This window comes from Microbacterium elymi (genome assembly GCF_021582895.2).
Lineage (GTDB): Bacteria > Actinomycetota > Actinomycetes > Actinomycetales > Microbacteriaceae > Microbacterium > Microbacterium humicola.
The window spans coordinates 2,412,344-2,434,874 of sequence record NZ_CP091139.2 but is presented as its reverse complement, the minus strand read 5'-3'; the positions used below and the strand labels follow the sequence as shown (position 1 = coordinate 2,434,874).

Annotated in this window: 26 protein-coding genes and 7 pseudogenes; 2 read left to right on the top strand and 31 right to left on the bottom strand. The window is 67.2% G+C overall.

Features of this window, described 5'->3' with window-relative positions; all coding sequences use genetic code 11:
* Positions 1–25 precede the first annotated feature (25 nt).
* The 14 genes and pseudogenes from L2X98_RS13215 to L2X98_RS13155 all read right to left on the bottom strand — a co-directional run bounded on the left by L2X98_RS13215 (position 26) and on the right by L2X98_RS13155 (position 9,508).
* Entirely contained in the window at positions 26–355 is a 330-nt protein-coding gene (locus tag L2X98_RS13215; protein WP_259611212.1) for a DUF2703 domain-containing protein, read from the bottom strand.
* Entirely contained in the window at positions 352–1,137 is a 786-nt protein-coding gene (locus L2X98_RS13210) for an ABC transporter ATP-binding protein (RefSeq protein WP_259611211.1), read from the bottom strand. Before L2X98_RS13210 ends, L2X98_RS13215 begins: the two co-directional genes overlap by 4 nt.
* Positions 1,044–1,541 (bottom strand): hypothetical protein, encoded by a 498-nt coding sequence (locus L2X98_RS21245; protein WP_354003055.1) that lies wholly within the window; start codon positions 1,539–1,541, stop codon positions 1,044–1,046. The genes L2X98_RS13210 and L2X98_RS21245 overlap by 94 nt, the downstream gene beginning before the upstream one ends.
* Positions 1,542–1,611: 70 nt before the next feature.
* A pseudogene (locus L2X98_RS21240) lies at positions 1,612–2,163 on the bottom strand (branched-chain amino acid ABC transporter permease); the annotation flags it as partial.
* A gap of 277 nt (positions 2,164–2,440) precedes the next feature.
* Positions 2,441–3,145: pseudogene (locus L2X98_RS21235) on the bottom strand (branched-chain amino acid ABC transporter permease); the annotation flags it as partial.
* Positions 3,142–3,393: an ATP-binding cassette domain-containing protein gene (locus tag L2X98_RS13195; RefSeq protein ID WP_259611208.1), complete on the bottom strand. Its 252-nt coding sequence runs from the start codon at positions 3,391–3,393 to the stop codon at positions 3,142–3,144. The pseudogene L2X98_RS21235 and the gene L2X98_RS13195, both read right to left, overlap by 4 nt.
* The gene (locus tag L2X98_RS13190; protein ID WP_259611207.1) at positions 3,384–3,872 is read right to left on the bottom strand and encodes an ATP-binding cassette domain-containing protein; all 489 of its coding nucleotides are present in this window, start codon (positions 3,870–3,872) and stop codon (positions 3,384–3,386) included. The genes L2X98_RS13195 and L2X98_RS13190 overlap by 10 nt, the downstream gene beginning before the upstream one ends.
* The gene (locus tag L2X98_RS13185) at positions 3,869–4,558 is read right to left on the bottom strand and encodes a type 1 periplasmic-binding domain-containing protein (RefSeq protein ID WP_259611206.1); all 690 of its coding nucleotides are present in this window, start codon (positions 4,556–4,558) and stop codon (positions 3,869–3,871) included. Before L2X98_RS13185 ends, L2X98_RS13190 begins: the two co-directional genes overlap by 4 nt.
* Positions 4,489–4,965, bottom strand: a complete 477-nt coding sequence (locus L2X98_RS13180; protein ID WP_259611205.1) for a hypothetical protein — start codon at positions 4,963–4,965, stop codon at positions 4,489–4,491. Before L2X98_RS13180 ends, L2X98_RS13185 begins: the two co-directional genes overlap by 70 nt.
* 258 nt (positions 4,966–5,223) lie before the next feature.
* Entirely contained in the window at positions 5,224–6,300 is a 1,077-nt protein-coding gene (locus tag L2X98_RS13175; protein ID WP_259611204.1) for an SDR family oxidoreductase, read from the bottom strand.
* A 147-nt stretch (positions 6,301–6,447) separates the two neighbouring features.
* The gene (locus L2X98_RS13170) at positions 6,448–7,362 is read right to left on the bottom strand and encodes a redoxin domain-containing protein (protein WP_259611203.1); all 915 of its coding nucleotides are present in this window, start codon (positions 7,360–7,362) and stop codon (positions 6,448–6,450) included.
* A gap of 53 nt (positions 7,363–7,415) precedes the next feature.
* Positions 7,416–7,991 (bottom strand): PaaX family transcriptional regulator C-terminal domain-containing protein, encoded by a 576-nt coding sequence (locus L2X98_RS13165; protein WP_259611202.1) that lies wholly within the window; start codon positions 7,989–7,991, stop codon positions 7,416–7,418.
* Positions 7,992–8,310: 319 nt separating this feature from the next.
* Positions 8,311–8,688: a DUF6069 family protein gene (locus L2X98_RS13160; RefSeq protein ID WP_259613323.1), complete on the bottom strand. Its 378-nt coding sequence runs from the start codon at positions 8,686–8,688 to the stop codon at positions 8,311–8,313.
* Between the two features lie 146 nt (positions 8,689–8,834).
* Positions 8,835–9,508: pseudogene (locus L2X98_RS13155) on the bottom strand (GyrI-like domain-containing protein).
* A gap of 220 nt (positions 9,509–9,728) precedes the next feature.
* On the opposite strand from L2X98_RS13155, the gene tcuA reads away from it, so the two are divergent.
* Positions 9,729–11,135 carry an FAD-dependent tricarballylate dehydrogenase TcuA gene (tcuA, locus tag L2X98_RS13150; RefSeq protein WP_259611201.1) on the top strand — a complete coding sequence of 469 codons (1,407 nt, stop codon included), beginning with the start codon at positions 9,729–9,731 and terminating at the stop codon, positions 11,133–11,135.
* A 141-nt stretch (positions 11,136–11,276) separates the two neighbouring features.
* Entirely contained in the window at positions 11,277–11,960 is a 684-nt protein-coding gene (locus L2X98_RS13145) for a GntR family transcriptional regulator (RefSeq protein ID WP_259611200.1), read from the top strand.
* On the opposite strand, the gene L2X98_RS13140 is transcribed toward L2X98_RS13145, so the two are convergent.
* The 17 genes and pseudogenes from L2X98_RS13140 to L2X98_RS13065 all read right to left on the bottom strand — a co-directional run bounded on the left by L2X98_RS13140 (position 11,948) and on the right by L2X98_RS13065 (position 22,514).
* The gene (locus tag L2X98_RS13140; RefSeq protein WP_259611199.1) at positions 11,948–12,520 is read right to left on the bottom strand and encodes an MFS transporter; all 573 of its coding nucleotides are present in this window, start codon (positions 12,518–12,520) and stop codon (positions 11,948–11,950) included. The two genes, L2X98_RS13145 and L2X98_RS13140, sit on opposite strands and share 13 nt — an antisense overlap.
* A gap of 658 nt (positions 12,521–13,178) precedes the next feature.
* The gene (locus L2X98_RS13135; RefSeq protein WP_259611198.1) at positions 13,179–13,817 is read right to left on the bottom strand and encodes a PrpF domain-containing protein; all 639 of its coding nucleotides are present in this window, start codon (positions 13,815–13,817) and stop codon (positions 13,179–13,181) included.
* Positions 13,778–14,149, bottom strand: coding sequence for a PrpF domain-containing protein (locus L2X98_RS13130; protein ID WP_259611197.1), 372 nt, complete (start codon positions 14,147–14,149; stop codon positions 13,778–13,780). Before L2X98_RS13130 ends, L2X98_RS13135 begins: the two co-directional genes overlap by 40 nt.
* Positions 14,149–14,271 (bottom strand): PrpF domain-containing protein, encoded by a 123-nt coding sequence (locus tag L2X98_RS13125; RefSeq protein WP_259611196.1) that lies wholly within the window; start codon positions 14,269–14,271, stop codon positions 14,149–14,151. The genes L2X98_RS13130 and L2X98_RS13125 overlap by 1 nt, the downstream gene beginning before the upstream one ends.
* A 28-nt stretch (positions 14,272–14,299) precedes the next feature.
* On the bottom strand, positions 14,300–15,088 hold the full coding sequence (locus L2X98_RS13120) for an N-acyl homoserine lactonase family protein (protein WP_259611195.1): 789 nt from the start codon (positions 15,086–15,088) through the stop codon (positions 14,300–14,302).
* A complete protein-coding gene (locus tag L2X98_RS13115) occupies positions 15,088–15,291 on the bottom strand; it encodes an NAD-binding protein (protein WP_259613322.1) in 204 nt (67 codons plus the stop codon). The genes L2X98_RS13120 and L2X98_RS13115 overlap by 1 nt, the downstream gene beginning before the upstream one ends.
* 52 nt (positions 15,292–15,343) lie before the next feature.
* Positions 15,344–15,442, bottom strand: a pseudogene (locus L2X98_RS21230) (hypothetical protein); the annotation flags it as partial.
* Between the two features lie 133 nt (positions 15,443–15,575).
* Positions 15,576–15,935 (bottom strand): annotated as a pseudogene (locus L2X98_RS21225) (NAD(P)-dependent oxidoreductase); the annotation flags it as partial.
* 44 nt (positions 15,936–15,979) lie between these two features.
* On the bottom strand, positions 15,980–16,675 hold the full coding sequence (locus L2X98_RS13105) for an FAD-binding protein (protein WP_259611193.1): 696 nt from the start codon (positions 16,673–16,675) through the stop codon (positions 15,980–15,982).
* A 330-nt stretch (positions 16,676–17,005) separates the two neighbouring features.
* Positions 17,006–17,479: an FAD-binding protein gene (locus L2X98_RS19490; RefSeq protein ID WP_290427306.1), complete on the bottom strand. Its 474-nt coding sequence runs from the start codon at positions 17,477–17,479 to the stop codon at positions 17,006–17,008.
* A 43-nt stretch (positions 17,480–17,522) separates the two neighbouring features.
* A complete protein-coding gene (locus L2X98_RS13095; RefSeq protein WP_259611192.1) occupies positions 17,523–18,872 on the bottom strand; it encodes an aldehyde dehydrogenase in 1,350 nt (449 codons plus the stop codon).
* Positions 18,873–19,085: 213 nt separating this feature from the next.
* Positions 19,086–19,771: pseudogene (locus L2X98_RS13090) on the bottom strand (ABC transporter ATP-binding protein).
* An 88-nt stretch (positions 19,772–19,859) separates the two neighbouring features.
* The gene (locus L2X98_RS13085; protein WP_259611191.1) at positions 19,860–20,627 is read right to left on the bottom strand and encodes an ABC transporter ATP-binding protein; all 768 of its coding nucleotides are present in this window, start codon (positions 20,625–20,627) and stop codon (positions 19,860–19,862) included.
* Positions 20,624–21,031, bottom strand: a complete 408-nt coding sequence (locus L2X98_RS13080; RefSeq protein WP_259611190.1) for a branched-chain amino acid ABC transporter permease — start codon at positions 21,029–21,031, stop codon at positions 20,624–20,626. The genes L2X98_RS13085 and L2X98_RS13080 overlap by 4 nt, the downstream gene beginning before the upstream one ends.
* 46 nt (positions 21,032–21,077) lie before the next feature.
* A pseudogene (locus L2X98_RS21220) lies at positions 21,078–21,503 on the bottom strand (branched-chain amino acid ABC transporter permease); the annotation flags it as partial.
* 136 nt (positions 21,504–21,639) lie between these two features.
* Complete coding sequence (locus L2X98_RS13070) at positions 21,640–22,374, bottom strand: branched-chain amino acid ABC transporter permease (RefSeq protein ID WP_259611188.1); 735 nt, start codon at positions 22,372–22,374, stop codon at positions 21,640–21,642.
* An 11-nt stretch (positions 22,375–22,385) separates the two neighbouring features.
* On the bottom strand, positions 22,386–22,514 hold the full coding sequence (locus L2X98_RS13065) for a hypothetical protein (protein ID WP_259611187.1): 129 nt from the start codon (positions 22,512–22,514) through the stop codon (positions 22,386–22,388).
* Positions 22,515–22,531 lie beyond the last annotated feature (17 nt).

Here is a 22,531-nt window from a genome sequence, read left to right as displayed (position 1 = left end):
TGTTATCGCCCGTCCGTGCGCAAGCTCACTCGGCGAGCACCCGTGCGAGAACCTGGGCGAGGAGTTCCGGGTCGGGGAGGGGGCGCGGTCGCCCATCCCGACTGAAGTACATCCTGCACGTCAGGGCGGGTGTGACGACCGCGGGAGGGTCGATGTCCTTCCCATCGATCCGAATAGTCGGGGATCCAACGAAGGCCTCGGCCTCGGCGTCCTCCGGACTGATCATCTGAAGTCGCACGATGTCGCTCGGGTCTTCGCCCACCGCGAGGAGTGCTTCGGCGAGCATCTGGTAGGCCTGCTGATGGGAGGGGCATCCGCTCCACCACAGCAGCTCGTATCGGTGCGCGCCGGTCATCCGCCCGCTCCGCTTCGCAGCACCGCGCGCTCATCCGTGCCGAGGTAGCTGGCGACCACCTCCGGGTCTCGACGAACCGATTCCGGGTCGCCGGTGGCGATGATACGTCCTTGACCCATCGCAATGACCTGGCTGCTGGCGGCCATGACGAACGGAAGGTCGTGCTCGACGAGGAGAGTTGCTGCGTTCGTATCGCGGACGATTCTGCGGATCAGATCGCCGAGCCCTTCGACCTCGCGTTGGGCGAGACCGGCCGCGGGCTCATCGAGGAGGATCACTGACGGACGTCTGCTCACCACACAGGCGAGTTCGACCACACGGCGTGTGCCGGTCGACAACTCGCTCACCAGACGGTCGAGCCAAGCCTCCAGCCCCAGCGTTCTCGCGAGGGCGTCGGCTTCGGCGCGGATGCGGGATTCGCGACGGGCTGTGGTGGGCCAGCCGACCATATCTGCGACGAGCGATCGGCTGAGATCGTCCTCGCGAGCCAGAGCCAGGGTCTCAGATACGGTGAGGCCTTCATAGAGGCGCGCGTTCTGGAACGTACGGGCCAGGCCGAGGCGCGCGCGCCGGTAGGCCGGGAGCCTGTCGATGCGCCTGCCGCCCATGGTGATCGTGCCCTGGGTTCGGCGCTCGGCGCCGCTGATCGCATTGACGAGGGTGGACTTTCCGGCGCCGTTGGCCCCGATCAGGCCCGTGATCTTCGCACCGTCCATGGTGAAGCCGACATGATCGTTCGCCACGACCCCGCCGTACTGCACCGAGAGGTCTGAGACGACCAACGACCCCTCGCCGCCGGAACGGGAGGCATCGTGGGCGCCGGAACCGTCGCGGAACGTCGGATGCCTCTCGGATACCGGGATTCGAGGCGCTGGATGATCCTGCCTCGCGTGCGGCGCAGACCCGCACCGAGCCCTTCGGGCTCCGCGCTGATCGCGAGGAGCACGCCGACCGCGCCGAGCAGCGTGATCAGGTTCTGGATGCTGTTGGCAAGTCCATCGATGAAGAAGCCGAGGATGACGGGCATCCCGATGATGGCGATGCTGGCGATCACCGGACCGGCCAGGGTCGCGACCCCGCCGATGACGACCATGAACACCAGTGAGATGGATGCGTCGGCGGAGAACTGGCTCGCCTGAAAGGTGCCCAGCCCCACGCCCCACAGTCCGCCCGCGACGGTGGCCAGGGCACCGGAGAGTGCGAAGGCCTTGATCTTCTGGGCGGCGGGCGAGATCCCGTTTGCCTGCCGCCGCGGTCTCGTTGTCGCGGACGGCTCGGAGTCTGCGGCCCGAGGCGGAGCGCGCGACGCCTCCGAGCACGAGAAGGGCGACGATGAGCACGGCGAGGCAGACGAAGTAGAAGGTCCGCCGATCCAGCAACGAGAGTCCCAGCAATCGCGGACCGAAGACCGAGATGAGGGTCTGCCCGTTCGCGTTGAGCAGAGGGCTGGGCAGGAGCCAGTTCTGGACGGCAGTGACGAAACCCAGGGTGAGGACGGCGAGGTACATCCCGCGTGCGCGCAGAGCCGGGATGCCGAGCAGAGCGGCGACGGTCGCACCCGCGACCGCCGCGACCGCGATGGCGGCAAGCAGGTCCCACCCTTGGTTGACCAGGGCGGCCACGAGGTAGGCGCCGATCCCGACGAACGCGAATTGCCCCAGCGCGATCTGCCCGGTCCATCCGGTGATGACACAGACAGACAGTGCCGCCAGCGCGTAGCAGATGACCTGGATGAGGGTGAGCTGGCCCGCGGAGGAGCCGATCAGGAACGGGGCGCCGATCCCGAGGGCGATGAGAACTGCGGTCATCGTCCACCGCAGGCGGTGGGACCAGTAGGTGAGATCGAGTGCGCGAGGGAGGGGCGGGGTTGCGGGGACGACGGCCCCCGCATCCTCCGTCCCCATCCGAGACGTACGCGCTGTGGCGATGACGACGATCACCAGGACGAGGAACATCAGAGCCGAGACCGCACCCGGATCGGGGACGTTGGCGTAGAGCAGGGATTGCAGCACGCCGAGCAGGCACACCGGCGATCGCCGCCTTCGGCAGCGACCAGAACCCGCCGGCGAGAGCGGCGGTGAAGGCCATCAAGAGCATCGCGGTGCCCTGAGTGCCCATCCCCGTTCCCGCGGCGACACCCTGCACCGGGTTGTAGAGGATCACGGTGAGCGCGGCGATGCCGCCGACGACGGTGAACACGACAGCCCCGACCCGCTGCACCGGGATGCCGGCGAGACGAGCAGCGTCGGCGTTGTCCGAGGATGCGAGCAGGGCGAGACCGTACCTGCTGCGCCCGAGGAAGATCGTCAGCGCGATGGTCACGACGGCCACCACTGCCAGCATCGTCAATGCTGCGGCGCTGATGGTGGTGCTGCCGATCTGGAAGGTGGCGGCGGAGACGGATGGGTAGGCGCCGGGGCGGGTCATCGGCGGAAGCATATCGCCGGCGGCGACCATGAGCTGCGAGAGTGCGAGAGTGGCGATCAGGAGGACCACTTTGGGGCGTGCGGCGAGGGGTCGCATGATGAACCGCTGGAACAGGTACGACACCCCCGCGCCGACTGCCACCCCGGCCAGCACACCGAGCCAGTACGGCAGCTGGAATTCGAGAACGGCCCACGCGGTGATCAGCGCGCCGAACACGCCGACCTGCGCGTGCGCGAAGTTGAGCACGCGAGTCGCGCGATAGACGATGAGCAGTCCGACGGCCAGAAGCGCGTATCCGGTGCCCTCGATGGCACCGATGAGGACAGTGCCCAGTGACAGGTGGATGCCGAGCAGGGTGATCATGACGTGCCTCCGAGGAAGACGGCGCGGGCAAGGTCGTCGCGGGCGAGGAGTTCGGCGCTGGCGCCTTCGAAGCGGACCTCGCCCTTCTCCATGAACACGGCCCGGGGAGCGAGGTGCAGCGCGACGTTGAGCGACTGTTCGACGACAACGATGGTCATTCCCGTTCGCGACAGCTCTGTCACGACGTCCATCAGTTGGCCCACGATCACGGGCGCCAGCCCGAGGGAGAGCTCATCGATCAGCAGCAAGCTGTGGTTCGGGCAGAAGTCCCTTTGCCACCGCGAGCATCTGCCGCTCTCCCGGAGAGCGACCCGGCCCGCCGCCCGCGCAGATCGCCGAGGGCGGGGAACATCTCGAGCACTTCGTTCGTGCGCCGCAGTACGCGTTTGCGGTCACGTCCGAACGAGAAGCAGCCCGCACGCAGATTGTCGGCCACCGTCAGCTCGGGGAAGATCGCATGCCCGCCGCTGATCAGCATCACGCCCTGGTGCACCCGACGTTCAGAAGGCGCGTCCTTGAGGGCGACGCCGTGCCACTGGATGCTTCCAGCAGTCATCGGGGTGAGCCCCGCGATCGCTCGCAGCAGGGTCGACTTTCCGGCACCGTTGGTGCCCAGGAGGGCGAGCGTCTCGCCCTCCTGGACGTGGATGCTGACTCCGTGGAGCACCTGGATCGGGCCATAGGAGACGTCGATATTCTCCAGCGCCAGCGCGGCGCCGGTCGTCATTTGGTCGTCCACTTTCCGTCGGTGGCGGCCCATCCGCCGTTGCTCCATGCGACGACCTGCAGTCCGGAGACGCCCGTGTGCGCACCCTTCTGGAATGTCAGGTCGCCATAGCTCGCGATCCCGTCGACCTGACCCAGTCCGCCCACGGCATCGGCGAAGGCTTCAGGGGAGAACGCCGTGTCGCCGAGTGCGGTGAGCGCTCTGGCGAGGACGGTGACCAGGTCGCATGCCTGCAGGAGGGTCTGGTAGTTCGTCGACCCGAGGGTGAGTTCCTTGCCCCCGGCATCCTGATATGTCTTTTCGCACGCGGCACCCGCATCACTGTCTGCCCCGAAGGTGCGCTCCGTGAGCGCGGTGGCTTCGAATGTCGGTGAGTACGCGCCTGCGAAGGTCTCCGCGACGGCATAGTTGACGTCGCTCGCGATGAACGGCACGTTCCAGTTCGCCGCCTTCATGCCGCCGAGAAACTGCATCAGGTTGGCCGAGGGTGTGGCGTCGACGATGACATCGACGCCCGCTTCCTTCATCACACCCACCTCGGTCGGGACCTGCTGGGCCACAGCCTGGAGATCGGCTGTCAAGGTCGTCACATGCGCGACATCGATGCCGGCCTTCTTCAGCGCCGGAACGATGATGTCCGTGACGGGCTTCGCATCTTCGCCGAGGGCATCGGTGAGTACTCCCACCCTCTTCCCCTCGAGGTCGCCGCTGGAGACGAGGTAGTCGGCGAACCTGGTGGCTGCCGTTGAGGCAGCTGATCCAGCGTGACGACCGTGCCGGTGCTCATCGAGTATGCGGCCTCGGGCGCGGCGACATCCTGGAGCAGCGTCCCGCCCTGCTGCACCACGCACTGGTCGCCGCCATTGACGAACTGTCCTGCGAGCACAAGGTCGGACTTGTCGTCCTGAACGAGCTTGGCGCAGGTAGTCTGCGGCGCACCGGCCTGCACCAGATCAAAGGTCGCGTAGTCGGGAATGATCGTATAGCCGCCTGCGGCATCGGTGCCGGAGACCTTGTGGATCGCCGCTGTGTACATCTGCTCGATCTCGGTCGCGGTCAGCGCGTCGGGTGCGGCGACGCCGGCTTTCACCAATGACGCGGTGTCCGCGATCGGGATCCCGATGTGAAGGGTCTTGCCTGCCGGCCGAGTCATCTGCGCCCGCGCCGCCGCTGCAGGCGGTGATGGACGCCAGGCTCAGCAGGGCCGCGCCCAGGAAGGCGAACCGGGTGATCCGCGGAAGTCGTGTGGACATGGTGTGGCTCCTCTTTGAGACGGTGATGCGGAACTTCGTCGAGACGGTGATTCGTGGTTGCAATCTGTGACGTGCCAGGCAGGTGGTGGTGTGTCGGGCTAGACACCACCCGCGGAGCGGATCAATTCGCCGGTGATGTTGCCGTTGCGGGTGGAGGCGAGGAACACGACCAGAGCCGCGATCTCCTCCGGCCGGGAGGCGTGCCCAGTGGGGATGGCGGCCTGCGACGCATCGAGCCGATCCTGAGGGAAGCGAGCGCGTGCGCCTTCGGTGAGCGTGAGACCGGGAAGCACCGAGTTGACGAGGATGCCCTCGGACCCGAGTTCCCTCGCCAGGGATCTCGTCAACCCGTGCAGACCGGATTTTGCGGCCGTGTGGGCCACGACGCCCGGATTGCCGATGAGAGCGTGAACGGTGGAGATCATCACGATGCGCCCCCATCCAGTGGCGATCATTCCCGGAAGGGCCGCGCGGATCAGGTTGCCTGGCCCCTCGAGCTGCTCGCGGATCGCCGCGTGCCATCCGTCGTCGCTCAGCGCGCTGAAGGGTCCGGGGCTCGGAAATGCTCCGGCGTTGTTCACGAGGATCTGGACAGGACCGTTTGCCGACTCCATGGACGCAATCGCACCGCGGGTCGAGCCGGGATCGGTATGGTCGAAGCCCACCAGGACGGCGATGCCGCCGGCTTCTGCGACCGCTGAAGCAGTCTGGCGGGCGCCATCGGCATCCCGCAGGTAGCCGATGCCCACGACGGCGCCTTCCGCCGCGAGTTCGATTGCTATGGCACGGCCGATTCCGCGCGAAGCTCCGCTGACCAAGGCGACCCGCCCTGACACCCCTAGATCCATCAGGCAACACCCGGCGCAAGCGGCTCGCACCAGCTCGAGGACATTCCCGTCCGGGTCTCGCAGGAACCCGAGCCGAGCTCTTCTCCCCTCAGGCCCGACTTCTCCGGGAACCCCGAACACCGTCGCTCCCCGTGCGACAGCGCGATCGATCGCCTCATCGAGGTCATCCACACCGAAACCGACGTGCACCTGTCCGGCACCTTCGAATGGCACCGCAGTATCGCCCGTGCGTCCGAAGGAGACCAGTGCGACTCCGGCCCCGTCTGCCGTCGTCAATGCGACGATTCGCATCGGCGTGCCGGACGCGGTGTCCGTCAGCGCGAGCATGTCGTTCGGGCTGCCTCCAGCCCGAGTCGAAGGCGACGCCGAATCCCAGGCCATCACGGTACAGCGCGAGCGATCGGTCCGGATCTGCGACGTGTATCACGACGTTCGCGAGCCGCGCACGGACCTCGGTCCCGGCGCCTTGCGCGGTCACAGCGTCCATTTGATCGTGCACCCCATCGGCTTGGTCTCCCGGAGTGTCACCGGCGCATCTGCGAGCACGCCGTCCAGCGCAGCCCGCAGCCATTCGGCATGCAACTCGGGCCGCTCCGAATCTGCGTCGGGCGCGCCGTGATAGGCGAGTTCGTGATCCCTGTCGATCACGAACACCTCCGGAGTATGACGGGCACCCAGCCGCCGAGCCACTGTCTGACCCTCGTCGATAAGCAGCGGGCTGGCGAACTCGCCGGCGTCGATGCGTCGACGCGATGCGTCGAGCGCATCGGCCGCGCTGACGCGCTCGTCGTTCGCGTTGATTTGGACCACGCGGACGCCTTGCTGCCGGTAGTCGCGGACGACATCCTGGATGCGGTCGTGCCAGCCCAGAGCCCACGGGCATCCGTTGGCGATGAAGATCAGCACCGAGGCCTTCGCGGATGGGTCGAACCATCTGGTGTCGACACCGTGCACGTCGGGCAGGCTGAACTCGGGGATCACATCGCCCAGGCGAAGAGCGGGCTGCAGGTCTGCCGGTTCAGCATGCTGCGGATTCGGCGAGATCGTCTGAATCAGTCCCCTCTGGTTGAGGCCGAGTTCGAAGTCCATCGCCAGCATCGGCCCGCCCGGGCTGGGCATGGGGGTGCCATCCGGGTTGCTGAGCCGTACGGTGTACCGTCCGCTGCCTCGGTCGATCACCCGCCGAGAGACGTTGGCGAACCGTCCTCGGGGCATGTGCCCCAACTGCTCGAGTACCGCATCGATTCCGACCCTGCGGCGACCATCGAAGTCGTACTCGACGTCGGTAGCGAAACTCTCCCGCAGCAGGTCCGCCTGGGTGGGGTCGGCGCTCGCGAGGAGCCAGTTGCGAACGGCGGGGGGCGTGATGATCTCGTGCGACGTTGCCATGGACTCATCATGAGCCGTTTGTGACAAAAAGTAAACTCCAAATCCAAAATCTGTCACATCAGTCGATCAAAGGCCTTCTTCGCGACCGGCCACCAGTCATCGTGCAGCCTCGACACTCGCTTCCGGCACACCACTCCGGGCCAGTCCGCCGGCAAGGCCGCGGACGGCAGTTCAGGATCCGCACGCAGCACGTCCGTCCACTGCCGTCGCACTGTGATCCACGCAGCCAGCACATCCTCGTCGGTGCCGGGATGCAACCCATCCACGACGTCTGTGAACTCTGCATAGACTCTGCGGACGGACTCCAGATCCCACGCTTCCTCAACCAGCGCGGCCGGGTCCGGATGAACGATCGACATGACGCCGGCAACGACATCCAGTTCGGGGTCTGCTGCGAGCACGCCCATGGCCGCCGCGGCCCTCGGACTGTGCGGAGCGATCCACAACCCGTTGCCGAGCGAACCCATCGTCTCCAGAAGCAGCCGGCTTCTCGTCGTCGTGGCCACGCCTCCACCGCTCAGCCGACGCACCCTTACAGTCACCCACTGCCCGTCCCAGATGTCATCGATGCTCAGGTCTCCGCCGGCCATCTGCTCCAGGACCTTCCGCCCGCCCGCAGTGAGCAGCACCTCCCCACGACGTACACGGGGGGTCTCTCCAGAGCATCAGAACGCGCGGCACGCGAAATCGCCTGCCGCGCCGCCGGCGCCTCGATGCCCACGAGCTCCATCGCCCGCACGACCGCGGAGTGCGGAAGGGATTCCACCCTGGGCAACGCGAAATCCGTCAGCACCGCACGCAGGGTGCTCGACGCCGACGTCCGGCGTGTATCTGTTGCCTCACCTGCCACGAGTCGCCTCCCGGGTGCGGCGGGGGTCGACCGCCTCCGGTCAGCCTAAGGGGAGCGCATGGTCCTGTGGTGATGCGGATCCGTCGTCGGCATCACGCTCAGCGCGCGGCGGGCGCGGTCTGCGCGAGGCCGAGGATGAGGGTCGCCCCCACGAGCACGTGCATGATCAGCAGGGCGACCAGCACGCCGCCGGTCGCGCCCATCAGCAGCGGCCCGAGCAGCGAGACGGCCAGCACGGCCCAGCCGATGATCTGCCAGGTGCGGCGACCTCGGCGCGACATCCGCTCGAGTCCTGCCAGCAGCGCCCAGGCGACGCCTCCGGCCAGGAGCGGCACGATGACGATCGCGAGGGGTCCGATCGTCTGCGCCGTGGCACCGGCACCCACCTCGGGGGTCAGGCCGAGCACGGGGACGGCGATGAGCCAGACGATCAGCGCGAGGATCGCCGCACCGACGAGCGCTGCGGAGCGACGCAGCCGTCGCTGCCCGCATCATGCCCGGTGCGGGACGGGTGACGGCGGTGGATCGGGACATATCAGCCTCCTTGGTGGATCTCTTCCACGTTAGGAAGACGCCGGCCCCGCGACCTGGGAGCGATGTCGTGTCCTGAGCGTGACGAATGTCACGGGGCGGGCGCGTCTGCGAGGCCCGCCGCGTCGACGACCGGCTGGCGCAGGATCGTGCGCAGACGCTCGGGTGCGGTCCGGCGGATGTCGCTGAGGTAGATCTCGTGGTGCCGGCCGGCCAGGGCGAGCGCGGCGTCGGGGATGAACCGGTCGTGCGAGCCTCGGCGAGCACGGCCGCCTCGTCCTCGAACGGCCCGATGTGCAGGGTCTGCACGCACCGGCCCTCGTGCAACGTCTGCAGCCGCACGCGGTCCAGCGCGGCCGGTCGATCGCCGGCAGCGACCTTCACCCGCGCGGCGTCGAACATCTCGCGCGTGACCCATTCGGGAACGAGGAGCAGCAGCGTCCAGTCCCACTGCGACTTGTCGCGGCGGGTGGTGAAGGCCGCCATGTCGGATGCCCACCACAGGCCTTCCAACGGCGGGACGACGTAGTCGCGATCGAGCGCCTTGCTCGCGAACTTCAGCGCATAGGCGAGCGGATAGAGCGCCGCGATCGCCTCGCCGTACTCCGGCGCCGTGTTCGGGTCGCCGTGCCCGTCCGCCATCAGGTACTGCCGCGGCGCGATGTCGAGGACGCGGAAGCGACCCGCTCTGGCCTGGTACGAGTCGAGGGTCTTCGTGAAGTCCGTCTCGGCACTGCATCGGGCATGGCCAACAGGGTGCCACACGGCACCGACATCGCCGCCAGGAGACGAGTGCAGACGCTTCACCGAGAGAGACTCGCCCAATCCTCCCCAATTGCATACAATGAGTAGACAATGAAGGCGGTTCGGATGCACCGACCGTCGAAGTACCAGCTCGAATGGATTCCGATGACCTCGTTCCCACCCAGGCAGGACGCCGACGTCATCGTCGTGGGCGGGGGCAACGCGGGCTTTAGCGCTGCCCATGCCGCAAGCGGAGCGCGGCCGCCGGGTCCTCCTCCTTGAGCGCGGCGCGTTCGGGATGCACGGCGGCAACAGCTTCTACACGGCGGGGGCGACGCGAATCGCGCATGGAGGTCTGGATGACCTTCTCGATATCGTCCAGCCCGACGAACGGCACGAACGCACGATCGTGCCAGCGTATTCGGCCGAAGAGTATGCCGCCGACCTGGAGAGGGTGACCGAAGGGCGCAACGATCCCGCCCTGACCGAGGTACTCGTCCGCGAGAGCGCCGCGACGGTGCGCTGGCTCCACGGCTTCGGTGTGAAGTACCGCCTGATGTACGAACGGCAGTCATACGCGAAGCCGGACGGCTCCTACCTCTTCTGGGGCGGATTGCACGTGGGCAACCTCGGTGGCGGTGAGGGGCTCATCACCGATCACACGCACGTGGCGCGGGAACTGGGCGCCGAAGTGCGCTACGGCGTGGACGCAGATGAGCTACTCGTGGAGGATGGCCACGTCATCGGTGTCGCGGCCACCACCGTGGATGGCGACCGTATCCGGTTGCGGGCGAAGTCCGTCGTGCTTGCCGCCGGCGGCTTCGAGGCAGATCCCGAAATGCGTCGGCGGCACCTGGGCCACGGGTGGGAGAACGCCGTCGTGCGCGGCACTCCGTACAACACGGGGAAGATGATCCGGGCTGCCCTCGCGATCGGAGCTTCTCGCGGCGGCGACTGGTCCACAGCACACAGCGTGCAGTGGGATGCGGAGGCGGCGGACAATGCGAGCAACCGCATCCTGACCAATCGCCTCACCCGCCAGAGCTACCCTCTCGGAATCATCGTCAACCAGAACGGTCGACGCTTCCTCGACGAAGGCGCAGACTTCCGCAACTACACCTACGCGAAGTACGGCAAGGTGATCCTCGAGCAACCGGGGTCGATCGCCTACCAGATCTTCGACGCGAGACTGCGCCCAATGTTGCGCCCGGAAGAGTACGACATGCCCGGAATCGGCGTGCATAAGGCGGGGTCGATCGCCGACCTTGCCAGGTCGATCGGGGTGGATGCTGCGGCCCTTTCGGCGACCGTGGACGCGTTCAATGCCGGCATCGACGCGGGTGCGGCCTTCGATCCGACCGTGAAGGACGGGCGACGCGCGAACGTCGACCCGGTGAAGAGCAATTGGGCGTCCGCGCTTCAGACCGCCCCGTTCTACGCCTACCCCGTCACGTGCGGGATCACGTTCACGTTCGGCGGACTCAAGAGCGACACCGAGGGACGCGCGCTCTCCGCGGATGGAACGCCGATTCCCGGTCTGCTCGTGTGCGGCGAGATGCTCGGCGGGCTGTTCAGCGGGAACTATCCGGGCGGGTCGGGTCTGGCCGCCGGCATGGTGTTCGGTCGGCGCGCCGGAGCCATCGCATGAGCGACGGCAATCCGCTCCCCGACCGACGCATCCGACTAGGCTACGGGCGCACGTCAACGCGAATCGCGCGCATGCACACGCTGCAGACCGAGAGGGAGACGATCGCCCGTGGCTGAGTTGAACACACCGGCGCCGGACACGTTGGGCGACCTGCTCGCTCCGTATCGGCCCGAAGTGTCCTCACGCGGCGGTGCTGCGGGCGATGCCGCACGGACGTTGCGCGAGGCGATCCTGGACGGTGTACTGGCACCGGATGTCTGGCTGCGTGAGGTCGCAGTATCCGAGGCTCTCGGCGTGAGCCGGACCCCCATCCGCGAGGCGTTCAATCGCCTCGAGGAGGAGGGCCTGGTCGCCCGCACACCAGGCGTGGGCGCACAGGTCACCCGCTTGTCGTTCGAGGACATGTCGGCCGTCTACCAGGTGCGCGGCAGCCTCGAGTCGCTGGCCGCCGACTATGCGACGCGACAGGGTCATCCCGAGCATTTGGCCCAGTTCGACCGGCTCCACGCGCGCATGACGGCCGCAGCCGCTGCGTTCGATCTGTCGGAGTTCTCGCGCGCCAATGTCGAGTTCCACCACCTCCTGTCGGTCGCTGCAGACAACGCCTACTTGTCGCGCCTTCTTTCCACGGTCGAGGTCGCCATCCGTCGCTTCGGCACGCGTTCGCTGAGCCAGGAGCGAATGGACGCGGTCCTGGGTGAGCACGGTGCGATCATCGAGGCGATGCACGCAGGTGATGCCGAGCGGGCCGGCGAGGCCGCTGCGGCGCATGCGGCGAGAGCGCGCATATCCACGCTCACTCGACTGCTGGGTCATCCGGTCTGATTCTCACCCGAGTCCGCCGCGCTCCGGCGACGTGCACCCAGCTCCCATGCGGCCGAGACCGCGAGACCGAGCACCTGCACGATGAAGACCGAGGCGATACCGAAGACGGCGGTGATCGCTCCCGCGATCAACGGCGTCGCGGTCTGAGCGACTCTATTCCCCAGCAGCCTCAGGGCGAGGCCGCTCGACCGAGCCGGGGCCGGCAGAGACACCGCGACAGCCGTCATGGTCAGCGGCTGGCCGATCCCCAGGAAGAAGCCTCCCACCGCGAGCGCGACGAACATCGACACCGGTGCGGGAAAGACCGTGATGGCTACCAGGCACAGCGCCGTTCCGAGGACGCTTGCCACGATGAGCGCGGACTGACTGAACCGGCGGGCAAGTCGCCTGGCAGCGAGCCGGGAGAGAGTGGACGAGACGCCGCGAACGGCCAGCATCCCCCCGATCATGACAGGTGCGATGCCGACACTGCTCCCCAGGACGGGAAGGTACGCGGTCAGGATGTCCACGGACGTCAGCACCGTGGCGCTCACCATCATGTACCGCGCGACGTTTGGCACCAGCAGAATCTCGCGAGCGCCGAGCGCGGCCGCTCGCTCCATCTGCCCGTACTCCCGGGTCGCGCGCGAGACGAACACGGCCCCGAGAAGCAATGCCACTGCGGCTGATGTCCAGAACGCCCGCACGATGCCCGTGCCTGCTCACGCCGACGGGCCCGACGAGCAGGCCGGCGATCAGCGGCCCCAGAGCCTGGCCGAGAGCCATACCGGCCGTCATCCATCCGAACCCGTCGTTGTACCGGGCCGAAGGCGCCGAGCGCGAGATCCAGGCCTGCGCGCCGACCAGCACACCGAGGTTGCCGATGCCGAGCAGGCACGCTGGCAGCAGCCAGCGCGATGAGGGACGCGGCGCCGGCGGCGAGGACGCATCCAGCGAGCAGGATGAGTGCGGACACGAACGGAACCACGGCGATGTGCCCGACACGCCCGGCACGAACACCGATCGGCAGTGCGACGAAGACCGGGATCACCGCAAACGAGGCCGCCAGCAACCCGATCATGAAGCCGTCGGCACCAAGCTCGAGCCCCGCGTAGCTGATGGTCGGCCGCATGATGCCGAGGACGACCTGGCTGAGCGATGCACCGAGCACCGGCCGCCAGATCCACCCCCCGGCCGGCGTCGAGGCGGTGACGACGCTGCCCGTGCCCATCCCGACGATCAGGAGTAGTCGCGCGGATAGACGCGCCCGTCCATGAGGCGGCGCGCGGTGCGCACGACGCCCAGCGATCGGATGATCTGCGAGCCCGCCTGCACCTGGGCGACCACCTCGGTCACTCCGAGCGGATGCCGGATGCGCAGGTTCTGCCGGGTTCCTCCCGCTGCCGCGGCGACGAGCGTTCCGTCGATCGCCGCAGCCGCGCCCAGACAGAGTGCGCCCGTCATCGGCAGGGCACGATGCGCCTTGCCCATCGAGAAGGCGGTCACCGTCACATCCGCCCCACCGTTGCCCGGGCCCACGAGGATGATGCGCGGGAGAGCCGGAAAGGACGCCGTGGCCGTCGCCGTGTCCGGCGCAACGCCGGCGGCCACGGCGGCCGCCGCCCGCAACTGTTCGATCCGAGCGAGGAAGCCGGCGTCGCCGTTGAGTTCGGCCACGGATCGCCCGTCAGCGGTCATATCGAGATCGGCGGAGCGGATGAAGACGTACGGGTGCGCGGCGTCTACGACGGACGCCATCACGATACCCTCCGGGGCCTCGATGGGGCCGACCGGAGCCCCAACGGGAAGTAGGCTGCCGAGCACGCCGCCGGCGGGGTTCAGGTACCGTGTGACGACGGGGGAACCGGTGCCGGGCACGCCGGCGATGGCGAGTCCGCCGGATGTGGCGGCGCGTCCCTCAGGGTGTGTACCTCGGCGCAGATCTCGACCCCGGTGTTGCCGTTAACCAGGCGAACCCGGGTGAGATCGTCGTGGACCGGGACCAGGCCTTCGTCGATGGCGAACGGGGCGATCGCCGTCGTAAGGTTCCCGCAGTTCCCAGACCAGTCGACGACCCGGTCGTCGATCCCGATCTGGGCGAACCAATACGTCACGGCGTCGCCCGGGCCCGGTTCGATCACCATCACCTTGCTCGTACTGGAGTAAGTGCCGCCCATGCCGTCGATCTGCATCGGATCGGGGCTGCCCATCAGCTCGGCAGCAGGGCATCACGGTCGGGTCCAGCGTGGGGCAGATCGCGCGCATGCAGGAACAGTCCCTTGCTTGTGCCACCGCGCATGTAGACCGCGGGAATCGAGTGCGCCTGGTCCATGCTCTGCGTCCCTCTCCGTCCTGGCCGCTCACGCGACGCGGACGACGTGGCCCTCTTGACCGGGAACCGCTGGGAAGCGCTCGCCGATGAGCGGGTCGTGGCCTGCAATCACGATCCCCGACGTCGCGGCGGCGTTCATGGCGTCGAAGCCCCGATACATGTCGACAATGCTCGTGTGCACTGCGAACGGCTTGTCCTGCTCGATGTTCTCGAAAAAGTGGGATGAGTCCGACGCCAGGACAACGATCCCTTTCCGGGTGCGGACGAAGGTCGCCTGCATGCCCGGGGTGTGGCCCCCGACCTTCTGCACCCAGACTCCGTCGACGACTTCCCAGAGACCGTCGACCATCTGCACGCGCCCCTCGTAGTTGAGTTCCAGCATCCGGCGGATGTCGGGCAGTTCGATGTTGCGGGCGAACTCGGCGCGCGGCCCGAACCGCCCGGTCCAGAAGGCCATCTCCTCCTCCTGCAGCACGAACCTCGCCGAGGTGAAAGGCTCCACATCGCCGCAGTGGTCGTAGTGCAGGTGGGAGATGATGACATACGGCACCGATGCTGGGTCCACACCGAGGCGAGCCAGCGCCTGGCTGGGGTTCTCCCAGTGGTCGCGCTGACGCCTCTTGTTCGTCTCCGCGGTGAACCCGACGTCGAGGACGATGTCCTGCCCGGGTGAGCGGATCACCCAGACGTAGTAGTCCAATCGCATCTGCTCGTCGTGTGGGTCGCCGTCGGCCCCGAGGAAGTAGTGGCCGCGCACACCCCTGAGGTTCTGGCCGAACTTCACCCCGTAGATCTCGTGAGCGGTCGGCTCCGGCATCAGATCTCCCCTTCGATGACCTTCACGACGGCAGTGTGGTACACCTGCCCGTACCCGCCATCGATCGTGCGTCCGAGCAGTTCGTGCGCGAGGGTCGCTGCCGGCAGGCTCGCGCCCAGCTGCTCGGCGAGTTCGAGTGCGTATCCGATATCCTTGCGCATATAGGTCGCCGAGAAGAGCCCTTCCCTGTGGACATCGGGCAGCGAGCGCCTTGCGGCCGTGGTTCTCCAAGGTGAAGCTGGCTGCCGACCCCTGCCCCAGCGCCTTCCATGCGAGCTCGGGTTCGACCAAACCGCTGCGCCGGATGAGGGTGAGCGCCTCGGCGAGCGCGACGACCGTCTCGAACACGACCATGTTGTTGACGAGCTTGATTAGCGCGCCGGCGCCGTTGGCACCGCACAGGATGACGTCTGATGCCACGGTCCGCAAGCGGCTCGATGCGGGCGAAGACCTCGGGATCGCCGCCGGCCGTGATGCTGAGCGTACCGTCGACGGCTGCCTGCTTCGTACGAGCGACCGGCGCATCGACGAAGAAGCATCCCCGTTCCCTTGCTGCCGCCCCCACTCGCGTCGCCACCTCGACCGGGATCGTGGACAGATCCACGACCACGGTGCCCGGGCGCGCGTTCGCGAGGATCCCGCCGTCGCCGAGAACGACCGACTCAACGTGCGGGCCGCCGGGAAGGGAGAGGAAGACGACGTCGGCGCGGCGCGCCACTTCGGCGATGGACCCTGTCCCGGTGGCGCCGACCGCGACGAGGCGAGCGACGGCTTCCGGCGCCATGTCGAACACACAGACCGGCAGCCCCGCCTTCCTCGTCAGGTTCGACGCCTGGCCGGTTCCCATCACACCGAGCCCGATGAAGCCGAGCTGCTGGATCTGCGTGGCGGTCATGCGTTCCTCGCTTCCGCCGCGGCGTTGGTCCCCGCGATACGGCCGAACACGGCACCCCGCACGAGGCCGGCCCCGGCTCCATAGTTGTGGTAGAAGAATCCGCCGGTGATCTCTCCGGTGGCGTACAGCCCGCTCATGGGCACGTTCTCCTGAGTGACCACGCGCGCCTGAGCGTCGATCTTGATCCCGCCGTATGTGAACGTGATGCCGCACATCACCGGATAGCACACGAACGGACCATCCTCGATGGTGCGCGCCCAGTTGGACTTGGCTGGCTGGCCCTCCGGCTCTGCCGCGACGCCGTCGAGCGTGAACGGGTCGGCCCGGTCCTCAGCATCGGGCGAGACCGCTGCGTTGAAGTCCGCAACGGTGCGCAGGAAGGCCTTCTTCTTGATCGCCAGCTTGTCGGCCAACTCGTCGAGCGTGTCGGCGACCACGGGGGTGCCGGTCGAGTATCGCGGTTCGAGCAGATGCGCGGTCTTCTGGTCGAAGATCTGGTAGGCGATGCCGCCCGGCTCGGCCCGCACCGCCCAGCCGGTCTTCGCATAGGTGAGGAACACGTTGTCCTCACCCTCGTCGATGAACCGCTTTCCCTCACGATTGACCAGCAATGCGTACGGGTAGGAATAGCGGCTCATCTTGTCGGTGATCCGCAGGTCTCCCACGGGCGGCGCGGAGGCGTCGATCGGCACGGCGTGCGCACCGCCCCAGTGACCGACCGGCTGCGCGCCCGCGGCGATCGACGTCGTGTGCATCTGACCCATGTTGTATCGGCTGCCCGCACCTTCACGAGGTCCCACCCCTGGCCGAGGTAGCGAAGGCGCATCTCCGGGTTGGCCTCGAAGCCGCCACATCCGAGAACCACGGCACCGAGGACATCAACGAATTCAGCGGCCTTCCGAACACGAATGCCGTGGACCGTGGAACCGGTCGCGATCAGGTCGTGCGCGGGCGAGTCATACCAGACGTCGATGTCGGTGGCCTCGACCGCGGCATACAGATCATCGACGAGCCCGATGCCTTCATGCAGGCGCACGCAGCGCACCGCCCGGGGCGAGGGCGAGGGTCGTGCTCTGGTCGATCTTGTCGGGGTCGACCAGCTTGTTGGCGGTCAGTTCCCACTTCACGCCCTTCGAGTGCATCCACTCCACGGTCTCGAACGAGCGGTCGATCGTGATTCTCACCAGCTCCGGATCCTGTCGACCCTCGGACGTGCGGTTCCAATCGGCGTGATAGTCCTCGGCTGTGTAGGCACCGACCGCCACACGCGGATACCATTGCTCGTTCGAGGGATCGAGGATGGGCTTGAGCGACTCGAGGCCATCGTGCGCAACACGGAAGATCGCTCCGGTGAAGCGGCTGTTCCCTCCGCGCAGTTCACGACTCGCCGCCTCGAGGACGAGAACACGGGCGCCGGCATCATGCGCGGCCAGTGCGGCGGTCAGAGCCGCGTTGCCTCCCCCTGCGACGATCACGTCGTATCGGTATTCAGTCATTCTGTCTGCTCCTTCGCTGGTGTCACGAGTGGTCGTTGCGAGCTCATGTGCGGATCACGAACGGGTCGCGCGCCTCGGTGGAGGTGTCGATCATCACGTTCTTGACGTAGGTGTAGTCCTCAAGGGCCTCCTCGCCGCGCTCGCGACCGTAGCCGCTCTGCTTGGTGCCGCCGAAGGGCGCCTGAGCGGCCGACGTCCGGTAGGTGTTCACCCACACGACGCCCGCCTCCAACTCCGAGATCATTCGGAACGCCCTGGAGATGTCACGCGTCCACACCCCAGAGGCAAGGCCGTATTCGGTGCCGTTGGCGATGCGGATCGCGTCCGCCTCGTCATCGAACGGGATGACCGACAGTACAGGCCCGAAGATCTCCTCCTGAGCAAGAGTGCTGCTCGGATCGACGTCCGCGAACACGGTGGGCTGGATGTAGAAGCCGTCCTCGAGGTTGGCGCCCCGCGCACGTCCGCCACCGGCGGTCACCGCGGCGCCGGAGCGCTTGGCCTGCTCGATCATCGACAGGATGCGTTCGAACTGCGGCCTGTTGGCAACCGGTCCCATCTCGGTCGCCGGATCCCGGGGGTCACCGAGTGTGACCTCGTCCGCCCGCCGGCTGACCGCATCCCGCACCGCTGCATAGGCCGCGCGTTCAACGAGCAGACGGGAGCCGGCGACACAGGTCTGCCCCGCGGCACCGAAGATCCCTGCCACGGCCCCCTGCACGGCGCGATCGATATCCGCGTCCGCGAAGATGATGTTCGGCGACTTGCCTCCGAGTTCGAGACTGACCGGAATCAGCCGCTCGGCTGCGTTCGCCGCAATTCGGCGCCCCACGGTGCCGCCCCCGGTGAGGCTGATCATGTCGATTCCGGCATGCCGGGTCAGCACGTCACCGACGGCGCCATCCCCGGTGACGACATTGAAGACCCCGGGAGGGAAACCAGCCTCGAGAGCGAGGCGAGCCAGTTCGATCGTCGTGATCGAGGCGTGCTCGCTCGGCTTGACGACGACCGTGTTGCCGGTCGCCAGGGCAGGTGGCAGTTTGTTCGCCAGGAGCGCGAGGGGACTGTTCCACGCGGTGATCAGCGCGCAGACACCGCGCGGACGCCGAACCGTGTAGTCGAAGATCTTCGCGTTGTCCAGCGGGATCGTCTTGCCGTAGAGCTTGTCTGCGTAGCCCGCGAAGAACCGAAGGTTCCGGGCGACGAAGCTCATCTGCGGACGCGTCTCACGAATGACCTTGCCGTTGTCCGTCGTCTCCCACTGGGCCAATCGGTCCGCGTTCTTCTCCACGGCATCGGCGAGGCGATGCAGAAGCCGCGCCCGCTCGATGCCCGGGGTGTCGCGCCAGCCGGGGAACGCTGTACGCGCCGCCGCGACGGCTTGCGTCGACATCGGCCACGGTGGCCGTCGGGATCGTCCCCCATGCCTGCCCGTCGAATGGGTTGATTGCGGCGGTGGTCTCGCCGTCGGACGCCGGTGACTCCCGGCCATCGATCACCATCTGTGCGTGGATCATTGCATTTCCTTGCCATCGCTGTTTTCAGGGTCGTTGGAGCAGCCCCGACAGGAGGTCCCCGCCGGCGAACAGACTCGCTGCTGCGCGTGTCAGCCGGTGTTCACTGCTCGGCGGCCCATCGTTCGGTATTCCGGAAGCTCGAGCGCCGCGATCTCGATCTCCTGGCCGCCGAGTCCGCCGCCGCGAAGGAGCGACCGTCGCTCTGTCGCACCGTCGGTCTGCGCCACCCGGCCGAGTTCGATGTGGTATGCGCGCCGGCTGTGTGCAATCGCCAACGCCGCGTTCTGCTCAGCGACGAGTACGCTGAGCCCTTCCGCGTTCAGCCGCGCGACGACCTCAAAGATCTGGCGGACCAGCAGCGGCGCGAGGCCGAGCGACGGCTCATCCAGGATGAGCAGTCGGGGCGAGCCCATCAGTGCGCGCCCGACCGCCACCATCTGCTGCTGTCCGCCGCTGAGACTGCCGGCGGGCTGGCGCGCCTTCTCCTTCAAGATGGGGAAAAGTCCGAATACGAGCTCGAAGTTCTCATGCCCGCGCGCACGACGCTGCGACCGGGCAGCGGAACGGTGCCGAGCGTGAGGTTCTCCTCCACTGTCATGGTGGTGCACAGTTCGCGACCTTCCGGCACCAGTAGCAGTCCGCGGCGCGCCCGTTCGTCGGTGGAGAGCGCGGTGATGTCATCGCCGTCGAACAGCACCCGGCCACCGCGTGTCGGAAGGACTCCGGCGAGCGTCCTGGCGATCGTCGATTTGCCTGCTCCGTTGAGCCCGATCATCGCGACGATCTCGCCGGCGTCGACGTGAAGTTCGGCGTCCAGAAGGACGTCAGGGCCTCTGCCATACCCGGCGCGCAAGTCGCTCACCTCAAGCAACGTCCTCCTCCTTTCCCAGATACGAATCGATGACCCGCTGATCCTTCGAGATCTCCTCCGGAGCACCTTCGGCGATCTTGTGGCCGAACTCCAGCACGACGATATGGTCGGCGAGGGACAGGACGAAGGGCATGTTGTGTTCGACGAGCAGGATCGTCGTCCCGCGTTCGCGCAGCGCCGCAAGCAGTCCTCTCAGAGCCAGCGCCTCGTCCGGGTGCAACCCGGCCGCCGGCTCATCGAGCAGGAGTGTGCCGGCCCCGGTCATCAGCGCCTTCGCGATCTCGATCAAGCGCTGCTGCCCGTATGGGAGTTCGTGCACGTGCTTGTCGGCGAGGTGCGCAAGACCGAGGGCTGCCAGTGTCCCGCGCGCTTCCTCCTCTAGTTGCCGATCGCTGGCGCGCACCGACCGCAGCGCGAAGATCGAGTTCCAGAAGCCCTGGCCCGATCGCCAATGCCCGGCGACCATGATCGTCTCCACCACAGTAAGCTCACGAAAGGATCGGACCAGCTGGAACGTGCGCGCGATCCCCGCATCCAGAATTTTTGCCGGCGGAAGGCCCGTGATGTTCCGGCTGTCGTGGACGACCGTGCCCTCGGTGGGCCGATGCAGTCCCGCAATGCAGTTGAACATCGTTGTCTTGCCGGCGCCATTCGGTCCGATCAGTGCGGTCAGCTTTCCGGCGGAGACCTCGAAGCTGACGTCGGACAGCGCGGTGTTGCCCCCGAACTTCTTGGTGACGTTCTCGATCACAAGACTCATGCCGTCTCCCCCTTGCGGCCGGTGTGGCGCCGTCGGGTCACCCGTGCAACCGCGGAACGGAGTCCGCCGACGATCCCACCGGGAAGGAAAAGCAGGAGCGCGAGCACCACGAGCCCGAACACGAGGTTCTCGCCCTGCTGGAGGAACTCAAGCCACTCGGGGAGGAAGACGATCACCGCCGCCCCGACGATCGCCCCGATGCGACTGGACATGCCACCGATGATCACGATCAACAGCACGTTGATGGAGGTGTCGAAGCCAAAGGCATCGGGCGTCACGACCTGCGTATGGTGCGCGTACAGCACCCCGGCCGCCGCGGCCAGCCCCCCGCCGATCATGAAGACGAAGGTCTTGTATCGAGCCACGGGGATACCGAGGGCCGCAAGCGCCGGCGGGGTCGTCACGCAGGGCGAAGAAGGCCCGGCCCGCACTGCGCTCGGTGAGGTTGCGGACGAGCCAGTAGGCTGCGACCAGGCATCCAAGCACGATGTATGGAAAGCGCAGCTGCACCCAGGCGCCCAGATATTCCGCTCCCGGTATGCGGATGCCGTCGTGCCCACCGGTGATCGGCGCGAGCTGCACCAGGAGCGTCTCGACGATCAGCCCGATGGCGAGGGTACCGAGCGCGAGGAAATGTCCCTGGGTGCGCAGCAGTGGCAGGCTGATGACGTATGCGATCCCCATCCCGAGTGCAACCGCGATCACCCAGGCGAGCGGTGCCGGCACGCCGAGAGCGGTTTGCAGAATAACCGAGGCGTACGCGCCGACTGCGTAGAAGGCGGCCTGTCCGAGCGAGATCTGTCCGGTGAATCCCAGTACCAGGGTGAGCCCCAGCGCGAAGATCCCCCAGATTGCTACATCCTGGACCAGCCGCATCTGGTACGCGCTCGGGATGACCGCGGGCAGCGAGGCACGATGACGCTGCCGATCAGCTCGGCCCAGAACAACCCCCGCGACGAACCGTGCTGGGGAGCGCGGGGCAGTTCGCCCTGTGTGCGCAGGGTCGTCGTCGTCATGCGTGTGCCCCGCTCTGACGGACGCGCGCCGGCATGAGGACCAGTGCGAAGAAGAGGATGGCGTAAGCGATGACCGGGGCCCATGAACTGCTGACGTAGTACGAGGACAGCATCTCGATGAGGCCGATCACAACGCCCGCGACCATGCCGCGATAGACGCTCGCCATCCCGCCGAGCACAGCAGCGGCGAATCCCTTCACCGCGATCGTCGTTCCCATGTCCGGGCCGGCGCCGATCAGCGGCGCGACCAGCATGCCGCCTACCGCCGTGACGATGACGCTGAGGATGAACGCGAGGGTGATCAGGCGGGAGACCCGCACGCCACTCACCGCCGCGGCGTTCCGGTTAAGTCCGACCGCACGCAGCGAGACACCGGTGAGCGTCTTCGTGAAGAAGAACCAGATCGCCGCAACGAGCACCCAGGACACCACCACGATCAGCAAGGACTGAGTCTGGATGGAGATGCCGCCGATGATGATCGGCGGCCCGGGGATGATCGGGTCGACGCCGTACTTGGTGTTGCCGATACCCAGTTCCGCGGCGGCCGTCAGCACGAGACCGAAAGCGATCGTGGCCACGACCATGTTCGTGGTGGGAGCCCCGCGCTGGACCATGGGCCGGTGCAGCCCGTACCGGAAGAGCAGTGCGAGGATGAGGGCGACCACGATGACGCCGAGGATCGCGAGCGGATATCCCAGCCCCAGGCGCATCAGCACCAGGTAGGTGGTCATCGCGCCGGCCATTAGCAGCTGCCCTGGGCGAAGTTCACCAGGCCGGTGGCATGGTAGATCACCAGGAACCCGAGCGCGATCAGCCCATAGATGCTGCCGAGCGCAACGCCGCTCACGGCGAGCTGCAGGAACGTAGTCATTGTGGTCGCCCTCTGCG

What these genes read in the sequence shown, in the direction of transcription:
- L2X98_RS13095 (WP_259611192.1), bottom strand. Translation starts at nt 18,872, where the DNA reads ATGTCGACGCAAGCCGTCGCGGCGGCGCGTACAGCGTTCCCCGGCTGG.
- L2X98_RS13170 (WP_259611203.1), bottom strand. Translation starts at nt 7,362, where the DNA reads ATGGCAACGTCGCACGAGATCATCACGCCCCCCGCCGTTCGCAACTGG.
- L2X98_RS13120 (WP_259611195.1), bottom strand. Translation starts at nt 15,088, where the DNA reads ATGCCGGAGCCGACCGCTCACGAGATCTACGGGGTGAAGTTCGGCCAG.
- L2X98_RS13070 (WP_259611188.1), bottom strand. Translation starts at nt 22,374, where the DNA reads ATGACCACCTACCTGGTGCTGATGCGCCTGGGGCTGGGATATCCGCTC.
- L2X98_RS13175 (WP_259611204.1), bottom strand. Translation starts at nt 6,300, where the DNA reads ATGCTCGCGCTGACGGACACCGCGTCCGGCACGCCGATGCGAATCGTC.
- L2X98_RS13125 (WP_259611196.1), bottom strand. Translation starts at nt 14,271, where the DNA reads ATGGACCAGGCGCACTCGATTCCCGCGGTCTACATGCGCGGTGGCACA.
- L2X98_RS13190 (WP_259611207.1), bottom strand. Translation starts at nt 3,872, where the DNA reads ATGACGACCGGCGCCGCGCTGGCGCTGGAGAATATCGACGTCTCCTAT.
- L2X98_RS13085 (WP_259611191.1), bottom strand. Translation starts at nt 20,627, where the DNA reads ATGAGTCTTGTGATCGAGAACGTCACCAAGAAGTTCGGGGGCAACACC.
- L2X98_RS19490 (WP_290427306.1), bottom strand. Translation starts at nt 17,479, where the DNA reads ATGACTGAATACCGATACGACGTGATCGTCGCAGGGGGAGGCAACGCG.
- L2X98_RS13215 (WP_259611212.1), bottom strand. Translation starts at nt 355, where the DNA reads ATGACCGGCGCGCACCGATACGAGCTGCTGTGGTGGAGCGGATGCCCC.
- L2X98_RS13130 (WP_259611197.1), bottom strand. Translation starts at nt 14,149, where the DNA reads ATGGGCAGCCCCGATCCGATGCAGATCGACGGCATGGGCGGCACTTAC.
- tcuA (WP_259611201.1), top strand. Translation starts at nt 9,729, where the DNA reads ATGCCGCAAGCGGAGCGCGGCCGCCGGGTCCTCCTCCTTGAGCGCGGC.
- L2X98_RS13065 (WP_259611187.1), bottom strand. Translation starts at nt 22,514, where the DNA reads ATGACTACGTTCCTGCAGCTCGCCGTGAGCGGCGTTGCGCTCGGCAGC.